Below are 16,218 nucleotides of genomic sequence, written 5' to 3'. Positions count from 1 at the left end.
CTTGACCGCGCGCGTGACGCGGCGTGACGGAGGTCATGGGGCGGTGGGCGGGGCGGATTTGGCAAGGCCGCGCGGCCCCTGCTACGTTTCTGCCCGCGCCGCGATGCGGCGCGAGCATGCGGATGTGGCTCAGTTGGTAGAGCATCACCTTGCCAAGGTGAGGGTCGCGGGTTCGAGTCCCGTCATCCGCTCGGGCGATTGGCGCAGCGGTAGCGCGCTTCCCTGACACGGAAGAGGTCACTGGTTCGAACCCAGTATCGCCCACTCTCCCCACGAGGCCCGGGCCGCGATCATCGCTCCCCGGGCCTTCGTCGTGCCTGAGGCCGGGCCCCATCCTGTGCCCCGAGCCCCCGGCGTGGGCATATAGGACGCTTTGCGTTGGTTCGAGGCCTGGTGTTCGTTGGAATCGCGGGGTTTTCTCGGGGCTCGAGTCGGCTCGTCCCCAGTTCATCCCCGGACATTCCGTGTTGGTCGGACACTGGGTTTCCGTTGCAATGGCAGGCAAACCCGCGTCTTGACTCACTGATCGGGCAGTGGGGCCCTGGACATCTCGTGTTGGCCGGACGGCGGGTTTCCGTTGCGATAACGCCAGTATCGGCGTGATGAAGTCAGGGGCCATGAGCCCTGCCCACGCCTCCCGATCCCACCCGCGCCGCCCTCGGGGCGAGGCTCCCCGGCGTCGCGATCGTCGGCGCGCGGGACTGGCCTCGTTGTGGACGCGCCCCGGGGGCACGTCCACAACCCTGGCGCACGTCCGTAACCCCGCCGCGCATCCGCACGTGCGGGGGCGGGGTATCAACCGTGTGAGCCCATGAGTGAGCCCAGGTGAGGCCTCCTCCGATAGGTGGCCGTCGTGGCCCTCTGGACGGGGTCTTCCCCCACTGGACGGGGGTAGCGACCCCGTCCTGTGCCCCGAACCCCCGGCATGATCCCCGAACCCGCGTCGTGTCGCCCGAACCCGCGTACAGACAGCCCGCACGGAGCGCGGCGTGGGCGTCGTCGGCGACGCTGTGCCGTCGGCCAGCGCCTGGAGCCCGCCGCGGGGTGCCTCCTGCACCGGTGGTTGCCCCCAGCACCGTGGGGTGCGGTGGGAACGCAGCCGAAGGTGCTCGGCGCAACCACCGGGGCTCAGCGCAGCCGCCGGTGCTCCGCGCACCCGTCGAGACCGCAGACCGGGCCATCGACCCCAGCGCCAGCAGAAACCAGAACCAACAGAAAACGTCCTATAAGCCCCGGCATGACATCCGAACACCCGTCCAGCCAAGCGGGCGGAGCTCGCCCAGGGCGACGGCGCGCCGCCCGGGAGGGGCTCGGAGATAGACTGTTCTTATGTCAGCAGATCAGAAGACCTCGTCGTTGATGGTGGACGACGCGGGGCGCGCGTTCGCCTGGCTCATCGCCTGCCTCGGCCTCACCGCGGCGATCACTGTGTTGTCGGTCCCCTACGGGATCGGCCAGCACGGACTGGCGGGCCTGTGGATCCCCGCGGTGCTGTTCGCCCCGATGCTCCTGCTGGCGGCGGGACTGCGGGCGCTTCGGCGCTGCCTCGCCCTTCCTGGCGACCCACCGCGTTGAGGACGCGCCCTGGGGGTTGTGGACGTGCCCGGGGGTTGCCGACGTGCCCCGGGGGAACGTCCGCAACCCCAACGCACGTCCGCAACCCGGGGGCACGTCCACAACCCTGGCGCACGTCGGCAAGCGGGACGAGGAGTGCCCCGTCGGCTCGCGCTTCGCCTCCCGCAGCCCGCTCCTCGTGCCCGCGCGGCCCGGGTGCGGCTAGGCTGAGGGCTGGTGGGCCGCTGCCCGGCGCCTGCCAGTCAGCCCTGAACCACCGGCGCCAACCACGGGCGCGCCCGCCGTCACTTACCACAACCCACCACCATCCCAGGAGGACCCCGGATGACCGCACGGCACGAGCAGATCCTGCCCGTCGTCATCGGCGGCGACATCGGCGTCTACGCCATCGCCCGCCAGCTGCACGAGGCCACCGGCCAGCGGATCACCGTCCTGGCCAACGCGCCCATCGACGTCATCCGCCGCTCCACCTACATCGACACCGTGCCCCTTCCGGCGCACGCCACCCCGGATCAGATCCGCGACGCCCTCCTTGACCTCGCGGCTGGTCGCGAGCCGAGCAGCGCCGTCGTCATGGCCAACACCGACGCCATGGCCTCCATCCTCGCCTCCCTGCGCGGCGACCTCGAGCCCGTCTACGCCGTCCCCTTCCCGGACACCGACGTCATCGACCGGGTCTCCGACAAGGCCGCCTTCGGTCGCATCTGCGACGAGGCGGGCGTGCGCAGCCCCAGGCAGGTCGTCGTCGACTTCTCCGACGCTGACAGTCCCGACTGGGCCGCCCCCGCCATCGACATCCCCTTCCCGCTCGTGGCCAAGGCCGCCGTCGGCGCCGCCTACGACGCCGTCGAGTTCCCCGGCAAGCGCAAGATCTGGTTCATGGACAGCGCCGCCGAGCTCGACTCCCTGTGGGTGAGCCTCCGCGAGGCCGGCTTCCGATCCACTTTCGTCGTCCAGGAGCTCATCGCCGGCGACAACACCGCCATGCGCTCCATCACGGCCTACGTCGGCTCCGACGGCGCCGTGCGGCTCATCGGCTCGGCCCGCGTCCTCCTGGAGGACCACGCCCCCACGATGATCGGCAACCCCGTTGCCATGATCACCGAGCCCTTCCCCGAGCTGTGGGCCGGCGCCGAGCGCATCCTCACCGCCGCCGGGTACCGCGGCTTCGTCAACTTCGACGTCAAGATCGACCCCGCCACCGGCACGCCCGTCTTCTTCGAGATCAACCCGCGGATCGGGCGCAACTCCTTCTACATGACCGCCGCGGGCGCCAACCCCATGGTCCCCATGCTCGCCGACCTCATCGACGGCGCGCCCCTGCCCCGCAAGGAGGTCACCAGGGAGATCCTCTACTCCCTCGTGCCCACCCGCCTCCTCCTGCGCTACATCCGCGACGACGCCCTGGCCGCCCGCGTCCGCTCGCTCGCCCCCGGCGCCGACCCGCTGCGCGACCCCGCGGACCGCTCGCTCGTGCGCGCAGCGCTCGTCGAGGCCCAGCGCCTCAACCACTACCGCAAGTTCAAGCGCTACTACCCCAAGCCCACCGACCTGTCCTATTGACGCCCACCGCCAGCAGGGCCCGCGCCATCGCGCGCCCGGCCCGCTGCCACGACCACCGCAGACCCCACCCCGATCCCTGACAACCCGCGCGAGGAGCACGACGATGACCAGCAACGATCACCCCGCCACCGGCCGCCCCGAGACCCTCAAGCGCGTCGGCGGGCGCGAGATGCGCCTGGCCATCGGCAACACGCCAGTGGGCATCGAGCAGACCGAGGCCTGGGAGCGCTACGAGGCCTCCCAGGGCCACGCGCTGTGGGGCCGCTACCTCTACGTGGGCGAGGACTCCAAGCCCGTGGCCGCCATCGCCATCTACACCGACACCATCGGCGGGCGCCCCTTCCTGTGGGCCAAGCACGGGCCCACCTGGCTCAAGGAGCAGTCGCCGGAGCGCGAGGCCCACCTGCGCGAGCTCCTGCGCGCCGAGATCCGCCGCCGCGACCGCTCGATCCCCTTCCTGCGCATGCACGCCCGCTACAGCGCGCCGGACCTCCACGAGCTGCTCAACACCATCACCTACGACCGCACCTTCATCATCGACCTCACGCCGCGCACCCCCGACGCCATCGCCGCCGCCATGCCCAAGGACGGGCGCCGCGCCGTCAAGCGCGCCCAGCGCGTGGCCGACGAGGCCGGCTGCACCATCAGCGACGAGACCGGGCTGGACCGCGGCGAGTTCGCGGCCGTCTACGAGATCCTCGCCGAGACCGCCCGCCGCGACGGCTTCCGCCCCCACCCCGCCGATGTCTACTGGTCGATGCTCACCTCGCTCGGCCCCGAGCACGCCCGCCTCTTCGTGCTGCGCCGCGACGGCGTCCCGCACTGCTGGGACCTCATCACCACCTCCGGCAAGGACGCCACCGCCTACTACGGGGCCTCCTCCACCGAGTCCCGCGGCTTCCGTGGCGCCGAGGCCCTCGACTGGTGGGCCGCCCGGACCCTCGCCGAGGAGGGCTACCGCGGTCTGGACCTCATGGGCGCCGACTCGCCGCGCGTGCCCGAGCTCTACCAGGTCGGCATGTACAAGAAGCGCTACGCCAAGCACCCCACCGAGGTCGACGGCGCCTGGGACGTCCCCGTCAACCAGGCCATGTACGCCGCGCTGCGCGCCGCCAAGAGCGGCAAGGGCGCCTACAAGGCCCTGCGCGAGCGCCTCGGCCGCGGCTGATCGGCACCGATCAGCACTGATCAGCGCTGGTCAGCGCTGCGCGGCGCCGGGTAGCACCGGGCAGCCACTGATCAGTGTTGGGCCGCGCCGAGCTGGACTGAGCAACGCCTTGCGGGCTGAGTAGACTGCACCGCGTGCGCCCGCGGCGCGCCCCGCACTCACCAACCCAAGGAGACCGCAGTGCCCTCCCAGATCCCGCAGACCATCGACGTGACCATCGACGGCGCCACCCGCGCCATCGAGGCGGGGACGACGGGCACGGAGCTCTTCGCCGAGGAGGCCCGCCGCGGCGTCGTCGCCATGCGCGTGGACGGCGAGCCCTGGGACCTCGCGCGCGAGATCCCCGCGGGCGCCGCCGTCGAACCCATCACCCTCGATTCCGAGGACGGCCTGGCCATCCTGCGCCACAGCGCCACCCACGTCATGGCCCAGGCCGTCCAGGAGATCTTCCCCGATGTCAACCTCGGCATCGGCCCCTTCATCACCGACGGCTTCTACTACGACTTCGGGGGCATCGACGCCGTCACCCCCGAGCTCATGCGCGACATCGAGAAGCGCATGAAGCGCATCGTCAAGGAGGGCCAGCGCTTCGTGCGCCGCGACATCTCCGAGGAGCAGGGCCGAGTCGAGCTCGCCGACCAGCCCTACAAGCTCGAGCTCATCACCACCAAGGGCGCCGGCGCCGAGTCCGCCTCCGTCGAGGTCGGCGCCGGCGGTCTGACCATGTACGACAACGTCCGCCGAGACGGCACCGTCGCCTGGAAGGACCTGTGCCGCGGCCCCCACCTGCCCTCCACCAAGCTCATCGGCAACGGCTTCGCCCTGGCCAAGTCCTCCTCCGCCTACTGGAAGGGCGACCAGTCCGGCGACTCGCTCCAGCGCATCTACGGCACCGCCTGGGCCTCCAAGGAGGACCTGGTGGCCTACCAGGAGCGCATCAAGGAGGCCGAGCGCCGCGACCACCGCAAGCTCGGCGCCGAGCTCGACCTGTTCTCCTTCCCCGAGGAGATCGGCCCCGGCCTCGTCGTCTTCCACCCCAAGGGGGCGATGCTGCGCCACGAGATCGAGAGCCACGTCATCGAGCGGCACCGCCAGTACGGTTTCGACTTCGTCCACACCCCCGAGATCTCCAAGGGCGGGCTCTTCCACACCTCGGGCCACCTGCCCTACTACGCGGACACCATGTTCCCGCCCATGCTCGCCGATGAGGAGCGCGACGCCGAGGGCACCATCACCAAGGCCGGCCAGGAGTACTACCTCAAGGCCATGAACTGCCCCATGCACAACCTCGTCTTCCGCTCCCGCGGGCGCTCCTACCGCGAGCTCCCGCTGCGCTTCTTCGAGATGGGGCACGACTACCGCTACGAGAAGTCCGGCGTCGTCCACGGGCTGACCCGCATGCGCGGCTTCACCCAGGACGACTCCCACACCTACTGCACCACCGAGCAGGCCTCCGAGGAGATCAAGGCCCAGATCGCTTTCTTCATCTCCATCCTCAAGGACTTCGGGCTCACCGACTTCTACCTCGAGCTGTCCACCCGCGACGAGGACGGCGCCAAGAAGGACAAGTTCATCGGCTCCGACGAGGACTGGGCCACCGCCACCCGCGCCCTGGCCGAGGCCTGCGAGGCCTCCGGGCTGGAGGTCGTCCCCGACCCGGGCGGCGCCGCCTTCTACGGCCCCAAGGTCTCCGTGCAGGTCAAGGACGCCATCGGCCGCACCTGGCAGATGTCCACCGTCCAGTACGACTTCAACCAGCCCGAGCGCTTCGACCTGGAGTACACCGCCGCCGACGGCACCCACCAGCGCCCCATCATGCTGCACTCGGCCAAGCTCGGCTCCGTCGAGCGCTTCATCGGCGTGCTCACCGAGCACTACGCCGGCGCCTTCCCCGCCTGGCTGTCCCCGGTCCAGGCGCGCCTCATCCCGGTGGCCGAGGCCTTCGACGAGTACGTCGACGGCGTCGCCGCCACGCTGCGCGCCGCCGGGGTGCGCGTCGAGGTCGACCACTCCGACGACCGCTTCGGCAAGAAGATCCGCAACGCCGCCAAGGACAAGATCCCCTTCACGCTCATCGCGGGCGGCGAGGACGCCGAGGCCGGCGCGGTGTCCTTCCGCTTCCGGGGCGGCGACCAGGTCAACGGGGTCCCCGTCGACGACGCCGTCGCCCACATCCGCCGCGTCATCGCCGAGCGCCTCAACGACCCGGCCGACGAGAGGCTCATCGCCCATGAGTGACGACGCCGTGCCCGCCGCCGGGGAGTCGACCGTGCCCTCGGAGCCCACTGAACCCGCAGGCTCCGCCGCGCTCCCCGGGCGCGCCTCGATCGAGGACCCGCCCTACCACGAGGGGGCGCCGGAGGCCTTCCAGCGCCTGTGGACGCCCCACCGGATGGTGTACATCGGTGGGGCCGACAAGCCCAAGGACTCCACGCCCGGCCAGTGCCCCTTCTGCGCCGCCCCGGGGCGCGGCGACGAGGACGCGCTCATCGTCCACCGCGGCGAGCACGCCTACGTCATCATGAACCTCTACCCCTACAACACGGGGCACCTCCTCATCTGCCCCTACCGGCACATCTCGGAGCTGACAGAGGCCACGGACGCCGAGCGCGTGGAGATCATCCAGCTCTCCGCCCGCTCCATGGAGGTCCTGCGCGACGTGTGCCACCCGCAGGGGTTCAACCTCGGCATGAACGCCGGCGAGACCGGGGGAGCGGGCATCGCCGCGCACCTCCACCAGCACGTCGTGCCCCGCTGGACCGGCGACGCCAACTTCATGCCGATCATCGGGCGAACCAAGCCCGTCCCGCAGCTGCTGGGGGACCAGCGCGACATGATCGCGGCCGCCTGGGACACCGCGCCCGCCACGCCCCGCGAGCCCTGACCAGCGCGCGCCCCCGCCCCCTACCCGACAGACACGAGACACGAGGCAGCCCATGCTCGGAAACCACGGCCGCGGCCTGACCAAGGCCCTGTTCACCAACCCGGCCCTGCTCCTGGCCAAGGCCGGGGTCACCCCCAACATGCTCACCGTCGCCGGGACCGCCGCCTCCATCGCCGCGGCCGTCCTCACGATCCCCCAGGGCCACTTCATCCTCGCCCCCATCCTGCTCACCTGCCTCCTCGTGGCCGATTCCTTCGACGGGATCCTCGCCCGAGCCACGGGCAGCTCCTCGGCCTTCGGGGCCTTCCTCGACTCCACCATGGACCGCCTCGCCGACGGCGCCGTCTTCGCCTCGATCGCCATGTGGGCCGCCACCCACCTGGCCCCCGGCCCCCTGCGGACCTGGACGATCGCCCTGGCCCTGACGGCGGTCGTGCTGGGGGCGGCCGTCCCCTACGCGCGCGCCCGCGCCGAGTCCGTGGGCGCGAAGGCCTCCGTGGGCATCGCCGAGCGCACCGACCGCCTCGTCGCCATCGGCCTCGCCGCGCTCGCCGTGGGCCTCGGCGCCCCGACCTGGGTCATCACCGCCGGGCTCGCGCTCGTCGCCGCCGCCTCCCTCATCACCGTCATCCAGCGAGTCCTCACCGTGCGGACCCAGCTCGCCGGAGTGCCCGTGGGCGGCAGGGTGGGAGCCGCCGGGTGAGGCGGCCCCGCGTCGAGGACGCCTACCGCCTCGCCTGGCGGGGCGCCAGGCGCCTGCCCACCGGCCTCGGCTACGCGCTGGCCCACACCGCGGGCACCGCGCTGTGGGCCCGCCAGCGCCTGCTCCCGGCCAGAGGCGGCGTCGGCCAGCTCGAGCGCAACCTCGCCAGGATCGCGCCCGCCGGCACCCCGCGGCGCCGCATCCGCGCCCTGTCACGCGCCGGCATGCGCTCCTACATGCGCTACTTCTACGAGGCCTTCGCGCTCCCCGGGGCCAGCGCTGAGCAGATCCGCGCCCGCGTGAGGGCCGACCTGCCGCCGACGCTGCGCGAGGACCTCCAGCGTGGCAGCGTCGTCCTGGCCCTCGCCCATATGGGCAACTGGGACCTCGCCGGTGCGTGGGCCTCGGCCGAGCTCGCCAGCGTCCTCACCGTCGCCGAGCGCCTCGAGCCCGCCGACCTCTTCGACCAGTTCGTCGACTTCCGCACCTCGCTCGGCATGCGCGTCATCGGTCAGGGCCACGGCGAGAAGGTCTTCGAGCCCCTCGTCGCCGCGGCCGCCGAGCGCCGCCACCTCGTCGCCCTGCTGGCGGACAGGGACCTGTCATCGGCGGGCATCGAGGCCGATCTCCTCGGCCACACCATCCGCGCCGCCGCCGGGCCCGCCGCGCTGGCGCACCGCCTCGGCGCGCCCCTGTACGCCACCGCCATCCACTACGAGCGCCTCACCGGCGAGCGCCGCCGCCGGGCCGGGGCTCGGTGGGGGATCGTCCTCACCCTCGTCAAGGTGCCCGTCCCCGAGGCGACCCCGCCCGGCGAGGGCCGTGATAGCGGAGACAGGGGTGACGGCAGTAGCAGCGGCGACAACAGCGACCACAGTGATTCCGCCGCCCGCGCGCTCATCGCCGCCTGGACACGGGCCTGGGTGGCGGCCCTGGCCCCCAGCCTTGCCGAGCATCCGGAGGACTGGCATATGCTCCAACCCGTCTACGACGCCGACCTCGACCACGAGCGCCTGGCCAGGCGCCACGCCCGGGAGCAGGAGGAATCCGCATGAGGATCGGACTCGTCTGCCCCTACTCCATGGACGCCCACGGCGGGGTACAGGCCCACGTCATGGACCTTGCCACCGAGCTCATCAGCCGCGGCTACGACGTCGGCGCGCTCGCCCCCGCCTCGGAGGACGTCGAGCTGCCCGAATGGATGACCTCGGCCGGGGACTCCGTGGCGATCCCCTACAACGGCTCCGTGGCGCGCCTCAGCTTCGGGGCGCGCGTGGCCCGCAGGGTGCGGCGCTGGCTGGCCGACGGCCAGTACGACCTCCTCCACATCCACGAGCCGATCACCCCGAGCATCGGGATGCTCGCCCTCCAGTCGGCCACCTGCCCCGTCGTCGGCACTTTCCACGCCGCCATGGACCGCTCCCTCGCCCGGGGCCTCCTCTCGCCGATGGCCACCCCCCTCATGGAGCGCATCACCGCGCGCATCGCCGTGTCCGAGGAGGCCAGGCGCACCCTCATCCAGTACCACGGCGGTGACGCCGTCGTCATTCCCAACGGCGTCAACGTCGCCCCCTTCGCCTCCGCGCCCAAGGACGATCCCCGATTCGCTGGCACCCCCGAGGCCCCCACCATCTCCTTCCTCGGCAGGCTCGACGAGCCCCGCAAGGGACTGGCCGTCCTCGCCGGCGCCATCCCGACCGTCCTCGACGCCGTCCCCGGAGCGCGCTTCCTCATCGCCGGGCGGGGCCAGGCCGAGGACGAGCGGCGCGAGCTCGCCCGCTTCGGTGACGCCATCGCCTTCCTCGGCGGGGTGAGCGACGAGGACAAGGCCGCCATGCTCGCCTCCGCGACCTGCTACGTCGCCCCGCAGACCGGCGGGGAGTCCTTCGGCATCGTGCTCGTCGAGGCGATGGCGGCGGGCACGCGGGTCATCGCCTCCGACCTCACCGCCTTCTCCGACGTCCTCCAGGGAGGGCGGCTCGGCGCCCTGTTCACCACCGGCGACAGCGCCGACCTCGCCCGCGCCATCATCGACACCGTCACCCGCCACGAGGCCGCCGAGGCCCGCCGCCGCGCCGCCACCGAGGCCGTCGGCCACTACGACTGGGCGCGGGTGACCGACGCCGTCCTCGACGTCTACGACATGGCGCTGTCCACCGCCCACACCCGCGTCACCGTCGCCCCCGGCCAGCGCACCGCGCTCGGGCGCCTGCGGGGCGCCCTCGACGATTGAGAGAGGACCCCGGACCCCTATGAACGGACTCCAGTCCCTCTTCCTGCCGGTCATCGCCATCCTGCTCCTCCTGCTGATCCTCGGCTGGAGGCTCTACGCGATCGCCGTGAGGGTCGACCGCCTCCACAGGCAGGTCCTCGGCGCCCGCGCCACCCTTGAGAAGCACCTGGCCTACCGGGCCCAGGCCGCCATCGACCTCGGCTCGACGGGCCTGCTCGACGCCGCCTCGGCGATGATCCTCCAGCGCGCCGCCCACGAGGCGCTCCACTGCGAGCGGCCGATCGTCGCCGACGGCCTCGACCCGCTCGACACCGCGGGGCGGAGGGCCGCTCCCGCCGCCTCCCCGCGGGGCGCCGAGGCGCGCTCCCGGGGCACCATCGAGTCCGACCTCTCCCGGGTCATCCGCACCGCCGTCGACGCCGAGGCCAGGGACGAGCTGCGCGCCACCGAGCTGGGGACCGAGGCCCTCGACCGCCTCGAGCGCGCCAGCGCGCGCGTCGTCCTGGCCCGCCGCTTCCACAACACGCACGTCGCCGAGGCCCGCAGGCTGCGCTCCACCCCCGCGGTGCGGCTCCTGCGCCTGGCCGGGCACGCCCCGATGCCCAGCACCTTCGATATCGACGACGACGCCGAGCCGGCCCTGGACCAGGAGGCATCATGACCGCACCCGGAAGCTCGGGATGGGCGCCGCGCGCCGGCTACCGGCGCTCGGCCTGGGCGCCCCGCCCCACCCACAAGGACATCTTCTCCACTGCCTCCGCGCCGGAGTGGGCCGACCCCGTCGCCATGCGCCGCACGCGTCGGCGCCGCGTGGTCGTTGGCCTGCTCGTGGCCGCCGGCGTCATCGGCGCGGGCGTCATGCTCTACGTGCTGGCCTCCATCGCCTCCAACGGCTCCAGCCTTCTGCAGATGACCCTCCTGGCCCTCGTCCCGCTGACCATCGTCCTGACCACCGTGTGGTGGATCGACCGCTGGGAGCCTGAGCCCCTCGGGATGCTCCTGCTGGCCTTCCTCTGGGGCGTCGGTGTGTCCACGGCGGTCTCCCTGGTGGCCAACACCAGCGCCACCATCCTGCTCGCAGGCGCCACCAACGACTTCCAGTACGTGAGCGCCGTCATCACCGCGCCCCTCGTCGAGGAGAGCACGAAGGGCCTCGGGGTGCTCCTCATCTTCCTGCTCTCGCGGCGCTCCTTCAACGGGGCCGTCGACGGGATCGTCTACGCGGCCGTCGTGGCCGCCGGGTTCGCCTTCTCGGAGAACATCCTCTACTTCCTGCAGAACCAGGACAACCTCGCCCGCACCTTCGTGGTGCGGGGCATCATGTCCCCCTTCGCGCACATCATGTTCACCTCCTGCACCGGCGTGGCGATCGGCGCCTCGGCCCGGATGCGCTCGCGCCTGGCCTGGCTGTGGACCACCCCGATGGGCCTGGCCGGGGCGATCTGCCTGCACGCCTTCTGGAACGGGGCGCTGTCGGGCAACCTCATGCTCTACTTCATCGTCGAGGTGCCCCTGTTCATCGCCGCCATCGGCCTCGTGCTCGGACTGCGCTGGCGCGAGCGGCTCCGGATGCGCGCGCGGCTCGCCGAGTACGGGAAGGCCGGCTGGTACCACGAGGCCGAGGTCACGATGCTCACCACCTCCGCCGGGCGCAGGGCCGCCCGCCGCTGGGCCAGGAGGCGCGGCCCGGGCGTCAAGAGGGCAATGCGCGACTTCCAGGCCTCCTCCGTGCAACTGGCCAACCTCCGGCAGGGCGCCATGGAGGGGCACTCCACGGGGGACTTCGCCGCTACCGAGAAGGCGCTCCTCGACCGCGTCATGGACTCACGAGCCGTCTACATGGGCCAGCGCTGAGATGGTGGGCGAGGGGGCTGTGGCAGTCCCACGGGACCAGCGGAGGGCGCTCGCCCCGGACGGGCGCGACCCCGCCCGGGTGCCGGCCGACTGGCGGGACCTGCTCGACGCCGAGGAGTGGCGGCTAGGGGCCGAGGGTCTGCCCTTCCGGCGCGCCGCCCGCGTCATCGCCCTGCGCGAGGACCCCGAGCCGGGGATCCTGCTCGTCCTGGGTCACGACTTCGCCGACACCGCGCATTCCTGGGCCTTCACCCCCGGCGGCGGCATCGCCGACGGCGAGGAGCCGGGGGAGGCGGCCCTCAGGGAGCTGGAGGAGGAGACCGGTATCGCCCTGGCGCCCGGCCGTCTCATCGGGCCCGTCGCCGAGCGCTCGAGCCTCTTCCGCTTCAACCTCGTCACCTGCCGCCAGGACGAGGTGATCTTCCTCGCCCGACTGGAGCGGGCCGACACCGACCCCCTCGAAGGAGCCGGCGGCGAGCTCGACCGCGCCGGATGGACCGACCAGGAGCGCGAGGTCCTCGACTCCCTGCGCTGGTGGGGGCTCGACGAGCTCGACCGCGCCGTCGCGGGCGGCATGACGGTCTATCCGGAGTCCCTGCCCCACCTGGCCCGCGAGCTCATGGCCGGATGGGACGGCGCCGTCCGCGACCTCGGCGACGCCGGCGAGGGCCGCCGATAGCGGGGCAGGGGGAGGCCGTCCCGCTCCCGCCGCCCACCTTCCGTCCCACCCGCGGCGAGCGCGCCGAGGACGGCCCCGCGCCCGCGCTAGGATGTGCCCGGTTCGCCGCGCCCGCTCGCGGCGCGTCAGAGACATCGAGCGACATCGAGCCTGGACGTTGAGCCTGTCCGCTACTGCCGAGGAGAACACATGTCGGGTCACTCCAAGTGGGCCACCACCAAGCACAAGAAGGCCGCCATCGACGCCAAGCGCGGCAAGCTGTTCGCGCGCCTCATCAAGAACATCGAGGTCGCCGCCCGCACCGGCGGCGGTGACCCCGCCGGCAACCCCACCCTCTTCGACGCCATCCAGAAGGCCAAGAAGAACTCGGTCCCCGCCGACAACATCACTCGCGCCGTCAAGCGCGGCAGCGGCGAGGAGGCCGGCGGCGCCGACTGGCAGACGATCATGTACGAGGGCTACGGCCCCGCCGGCGTCGCCTTCCTCGTCGAGTGCCTCACCGACAACCGCAACCGCGCCGCCTCCGACGTGCGCGTCGCCTTCACCCGCACCGGCGGGTCGCTGGCGGACCCCGGCTCGGTGGCCTACAACTTCACCCGCAAGGGCGTCGTCGAGATCGCCAAGGCCGACGGCATCGACGAGGACACCATCCTCATGGCCGTCCTCGACGCCGGCGCCGAGGAGGTCGTCGAGGGGGCCGAGTCCTTCGAGGTCATCTCCGAGCCCCAGGACCTCATCGCCGTGCGCAACGCGGTCACCGAGGCCGGCATGGAGTACGACTCCGCCGAGTCCCAGTTCGTCGCCGGGACGAGGATCGAGGTCGACGCCGATGGCGCCCGCAAGGTCCTGCGCCTCGTCGACGCCCTCGAGGACCTCGACGACGTTCAGAACGTCTACACCTCCGTGGACATCTCCGCCGAGGTCGCCGCCGAGCTCGAGGCGGACGAGGACTGAGCGCCACGGCGGGCTTCGCTCCCGGCGCCCGGCCGCGCGCCTCCAGCCGCGCCGTCGTCGCCCAGCAGCGCGTCCTGGGCATCGACCCCGGGCTGACGCGCTGCGGGCTCGGCTGCGTGGACATCGACCCGCGCCGCCGCGCCAGGCTCGTCGAGGTCGGCGTCGTGCGCACCCCGCCCGCGCAGAGCCCCGAGCTGCGGATCCTCGCCATCGCGGAGGCCCTCGACGACTGGATCGCCCGGCTGGGGCCAACCGCGCTCAGCGTCGAGAGGGTCTTCGCCCAGGACAACCTGCGCTCCGTCATCGGCGTCGCCCAGGTCATGGGCGTCGTCATGCTCGCCGGCGCCCGCGCGGGCATCGAGGTCGCCCAGCACACGCCGAGCGAGGCCAAGGCCGCCGTCACCGGATCGGGGGTGGCGGACAAGGCCCAGGTCCAGGCCATGGTCGCCCGCATCCTCGGGCTGGACGAGCCGCCCAGGCCCGCTGACGCCGCCGACGCCCTCGCCCAGGCGATCTGCCACGGCTGGCGGGGCGGGGGCACCGGCGCGGACGGCGCGACCGAGATGGTCTCCGCCGGGGGAGCGGTGCGCGCCAGCGCCCGGACCCCCGCCCAGCGCCAGTGGGCGGCCGCCCAGGCGGCGGCCCGCCGCACCGGCGCCGTCGACCCGCGCCACGCCAGATGAGAGCGCGGACGCGGCGCCGCGCCGCCCTGCTACTATCCGAACAACTGTTCGAAGGGAGTCCCCGCCTATGATCGCCTCGCTGCGCGGCACCGTCACCGCGGTCTCGCTGACCTCGGCGGTCATCGAGACCGGGGGAGTGGGGATCTCGGTCCTCGCCACGCCCACGACCCTGTCCTCGCTGCGCGTGGGCGCGGAGGCGCTCCTGCACACCGAGCTCATCGTGCGGGAGGACTCCCTCACCCTCTACGGCTTCGCCGACGCCGACGAGCGCGACTGCTTCCGCGTCCTGCTCGGGGCCAAGGGCGTGGGCGCCAAGCTCGCCCTGGCCATGCTCGCCGTCCACACCCCCGACGCCCTGCGCCGCGCCATCGCCGCCGAGGACGTCGCCGCCCTCAAGCGCGTCCCCGGCCTGGGGCCCAAGGGCGCCCAGAGGGTCATCATCGACGTCGGGGACAAGCTCGGGCCCCCCCACGGCGAGTCCCCCTCCGCCAGCGGGGCCGCGGTCGAGGCCGCTGCTGGAGGGGACGGCGAGCCGAACCCCGACGTCGTCGCGGCCCTCGTCCAGCTCGGCTGGAACGAGGCGAGCGCCCGCGAGGCCGTGACCGCCGTCGAGCCGGGCCTGGCTTCCTCGGGCAAGGCTCCCGCCGTCCCCGAGATCCTGCGCGCGGCGCTGAGATGGCTGGGCGGTGGCCGCCGTGGCTGAGGACATCCCCGGCCGGTTCATGGACGGCCAGGCCGATGAGGCCGAGCGCGCCGCCGAGGCCGCCCTGCGCCCCAAGCGCCTGGAGGACTTCACCGGACAGGAGGTCGTGCGCGGCCAGCTCTCCGTGGTGCTGCGCGCGGCCCTCGCCCGCGGCGCCGCCCCGGACCATGTCCTGCTCTCCGGCCCTCCCGGGCTGGGCAAGACCACGCTCGCCATGATCATCGCCGCCGAGGTGGGCGGCTCGCTGCGCCTGACGAGCGGCCCGGCCATCCAGCACGCGGGGGACCTCGCGGCGATCCTGTCCTCCCTGGAGGAGGGCGATGTCCTCTTCATCGACGAGATCCACCGCCTGGCCCGAACCGCCGAGGAGATGCTCTACCTGGCGATGGAGGACTACCGGGTGGACGTCGTCGTCGGCAAGGGCCCGGGCGCCACCTCCATCCCCCTGGCGCTGCCGCCCTTCACGGTGGTCGGCGCGACCACCCGCGCGGGTCTCCTGCCCGCCCCCTTGCGCGACCGCTTCGGATTCACCGGCCACCTCGACTACTACGCCCCGGGGGACCTGGCCCGCATCCTCAACCGCTCCGCCGGCCTGCTCGGCGTGGGCCTGGAGCCCGAGGCCGCCTCCGAGCTGGCGAGCCGGTCCCGGGGCACGCCGCGCATCGCCAACCGGCTCCTGCGACGCGTCCAGGACTGGGCGCAGGTCCACGGCACCCCGGGGCGCCTCGACCTGGCCGCCGCCCGCGCCGCCCTGGAGGTCTTCGAGGTCGACGCCCTGGGCCTCGACCGGCTCGACAGGCAGGTCCTGGCGGCCCTGTGCTCCCGGTTCGGGGGAGGCCCGGTGGGCCTGACAACGCTCGCGGTGAGCGTGGGGGAGGAGCCGGAGACAGTGGAGACCGTGGCCGAGCCCTACCTCGTCCGCGAGGGCCTTGTCGTGCGCACGCCCCGCGGGCGCGCCGCCACGCCCGCCGCCTACGCGCATCTCGGCCTGGAGCCGCCCGCGGAGGGCGCCCTCTTCGTCTGAGCCGGGGGCTCGCCCCGCCGTGAGCGCTGCCGAGGGGGCCCCGCCCTCTCCTCCGGGGGCGCGCTCGGGGCGCAAGGACACAGGAGCGCCACGGAGCGGTCACACCCGCGTCTCGACTCCCGCCGCATGGGCCCGAACGGGGCATGTGTCACAGCCCGGTCCGGGTTTCGACCTCCCCGTCGGCCCTAGCAGTGC

General features: G+C 72.9%; 15 protein-coding genes and 2 tRNA genes. All 17 read left to right on the top strand.

The features are described from left to right. Positions 1-118: 118 nt before the first annotated feature. The 17 genes from A1QA_RS0109715 (at position 119) to ruvB (ending at position 16,023) form a co-directional block, all read left to right on the top strand. Positions 119-191: transfer RNA gene (locus A1QA_RS0109715), tRNA-Gly, on the top strand. A gap of 1 nt (position 192) precedes the next feature. Further along, positions 193-264: transfer RNA gene (locus A1QA_RS0109710), tRNA-Val, on the top strand. 1,065 nt (positions 265-1,329) lie between these two features. Beyond that, on the top strand, positions 1,330-1,575 hold the full coding sequence (locus A1QA_RS0109705) for a hypothetical protein (RefSeq protein ID WP_244266124.1): 246 nt from the start codon (positions 1,330-1,332) through the stop codon (positions 1,573-1,575). Positions 1,576-1,899: 324 nt separating this feature from the next. Further along, complete coding sequence (locus A1QA_RS0109700) at positions 1,900-3,138, top strand: carboxylate--amine ligase (RefSeq protein WP_017178714.1); 1,239 nt, start codon at positions 1,900-1,902, stop codon at positions 3,136-3,138. Between the two features lie 103 nt (positions 3,139-3,241). Further along, positions 3,242-4,306 carry a lipid II:glycine glycyltransferase FemX gene (locus tag A1QA_RS0109695; RefSeq protein ID WP_017178713.1) on the top strand — a complete coding sequence of 355 codons (1,065 nt, stop codon included), beginning with the start codon at positions 3,242-3,244 and terminating at the stop codon, positions 4,304-4,306. Positions 4,307-4,486: 180 nt separating this feature from the next. Beyond that, positions 4,487-6,544: a threonine--tRNA ligase gene (thrS, locus tag A1QA_RS0109690; protein WP_017178712.1), complete on the top strand. Its 2,058-nt coding sequence runs from the start codon at positions 4,487-4,489 to the stop codon at positions 6,542-6,544. Continuing rightward, the gene (locus tag A1QA_RS0109685; protein ID WP_017178711.1) at positions 6,537-7,190 is read left to right on the top strand and encodes an HIT family protein; all 654 of its coding nucleotides are present in this window, start codon (positions 6,537-6,539) and stop codon (positions 7,188-7,190) included. Before thrS ends, A1QA_RS0109685 begins: the two co-directional genes overlap by 8 nt. A 52-nt stretch (positions 7,191-7,242) precedes the next feature. Next, positions 7,243-7,893, top strand: coding sequence for a phosphatidylinositol phosphate synthase (gene pgsA / locus A1QA_RS0109680; RefSeq protein ID WP_017178710.1), 651 nt, complete (start codon positions 7,243-7,245; stop codon positions 7,891-7,893). Then, complete coding sequence (locus A1QA_RS0109675) at positions 7,890-8,948, top strand: phosphatidylinositol mannoside acyltransferase (protein WP_017178709.1); 1,059 nt, start codon at positions 7,890-7,892, stop codon at positions 8,946-8,948. The genes pgsA and A1QA_RS0109675 overlap by 4 nt, the downstream gene beginning before the upstream one ends. Continuing rightward, a complete protein-coding gene (locus A1QA_RS0109670) occupies positions 8,945-10,126 on the top strand; it encodes a glycosyltransferase family 4 protein (RefSeq protein ID WP_017178708.1) in 1,182 nt (393 codons plus the stop codon). Before A1QA_RS0109675 ends, A1QA_RS0109670 begins: the two co-directional genes overlap by 4 nt. Positions 10,127-10,145: 19 nt before the next feature. Then, the gene (locus A1QA_RS0109665) at positions 10,146-10,787 is read left to right on the top strand and encodes a hypothetical protein (RefSeq protein ID WP_017178707.1); all 642 of its coding nucleotides are present in this window, start codon (positions 10,146-10,148) and stop codon (positions 10,785-10,787) included. After that, a complete protein-coding gene (locus tag A1QA_RS0109660) occupies positions 10,784-11,980 on the top strand; it encodes a PrsW family intramembrane metalloprotease (RefSeq protein ID WP_017178706.1) in 1,197 nt (398 codons plus the stop codon). The genes A1QA_RS0109665 and A1QA_RS0109660 overlap by 4 nt, the downstream gene beginning before the upstream one ends. Before the next feature lie 19 nt (positions 11,981-11,999). Next, on the top strand, positions 12,000-12,659 hold the full coding sequence (locus A1QA_RS0109655) for an NUDIX hydrolase (protein ID WP_026048841.1): 660 nt from the start codon (positions 12,000-12,002) through the stop codon (positions 12,657-12,659). A 189-nt stretch (positions 12,660-12,848) separates the two neighbouring features. After that, entirely contained in the window at positions 12,849-13,613 is a 765-nt protein-coding gene (locus A1QA_RS0109650) for a YebC/PmpR family DNA-binding transcriptional regulator (RefSeq protein ID WP_017178704.1), read from the top strand. 80 nt (positions 13,614-13,693) lie between these two features. Then, the gene (locus A1QA_RS0109645; protein WP_082181220.1) at positions 13,694-14,296 is read left to right on the top strand and encodes a crossover junction endodeoxyribonuclease RuvC; all 603 of its coding nucleotides are present in this window, start codon (positions 13,694-13,696) and stop codon (positions 14,294-14,296) included. 67 nt (positions 14,297-14,363) lie between these two features. Continuing rightward, a complete protein-coding gene (gene ruvA, locus A1QA_RS0109640) occupies positions 14,364-14,999 on the top strand; it encodes a Holliday junction branch migration protein RuvA (protein WP_017178702.1) in 636 nt (211 codons plus the stop codon). 19 nt (positions 15,000-15,018) lie between these two features. Beyond that, positions 15,019-16,023: a Holliday junction branch migration DNA helicase RuvB gene (ruvB, locus tag A1QA_RS0109635; protein ID WP_051000629.1), complete on the top strand. Its 1,005-nt coding sequence runs from the start codon at positions 15,019-15,021 to the stop codon at positions 16,021-16,023. Positions 16,024-16,218 lie beyond the last annotated feature (195 nt).

The organism is Actinomyces timonensis DSM 23838 (assembly GCF_000295095.1).
GTDB lineage: Bacteria > Actinomycetota > Actinomycetes > Actinomycetales > Actinomycetaceae > Actinomyces > Actinomyces timonensis.
This window is presented reverse-complemented; position numbering and strand designations above follow the sequence as displayed.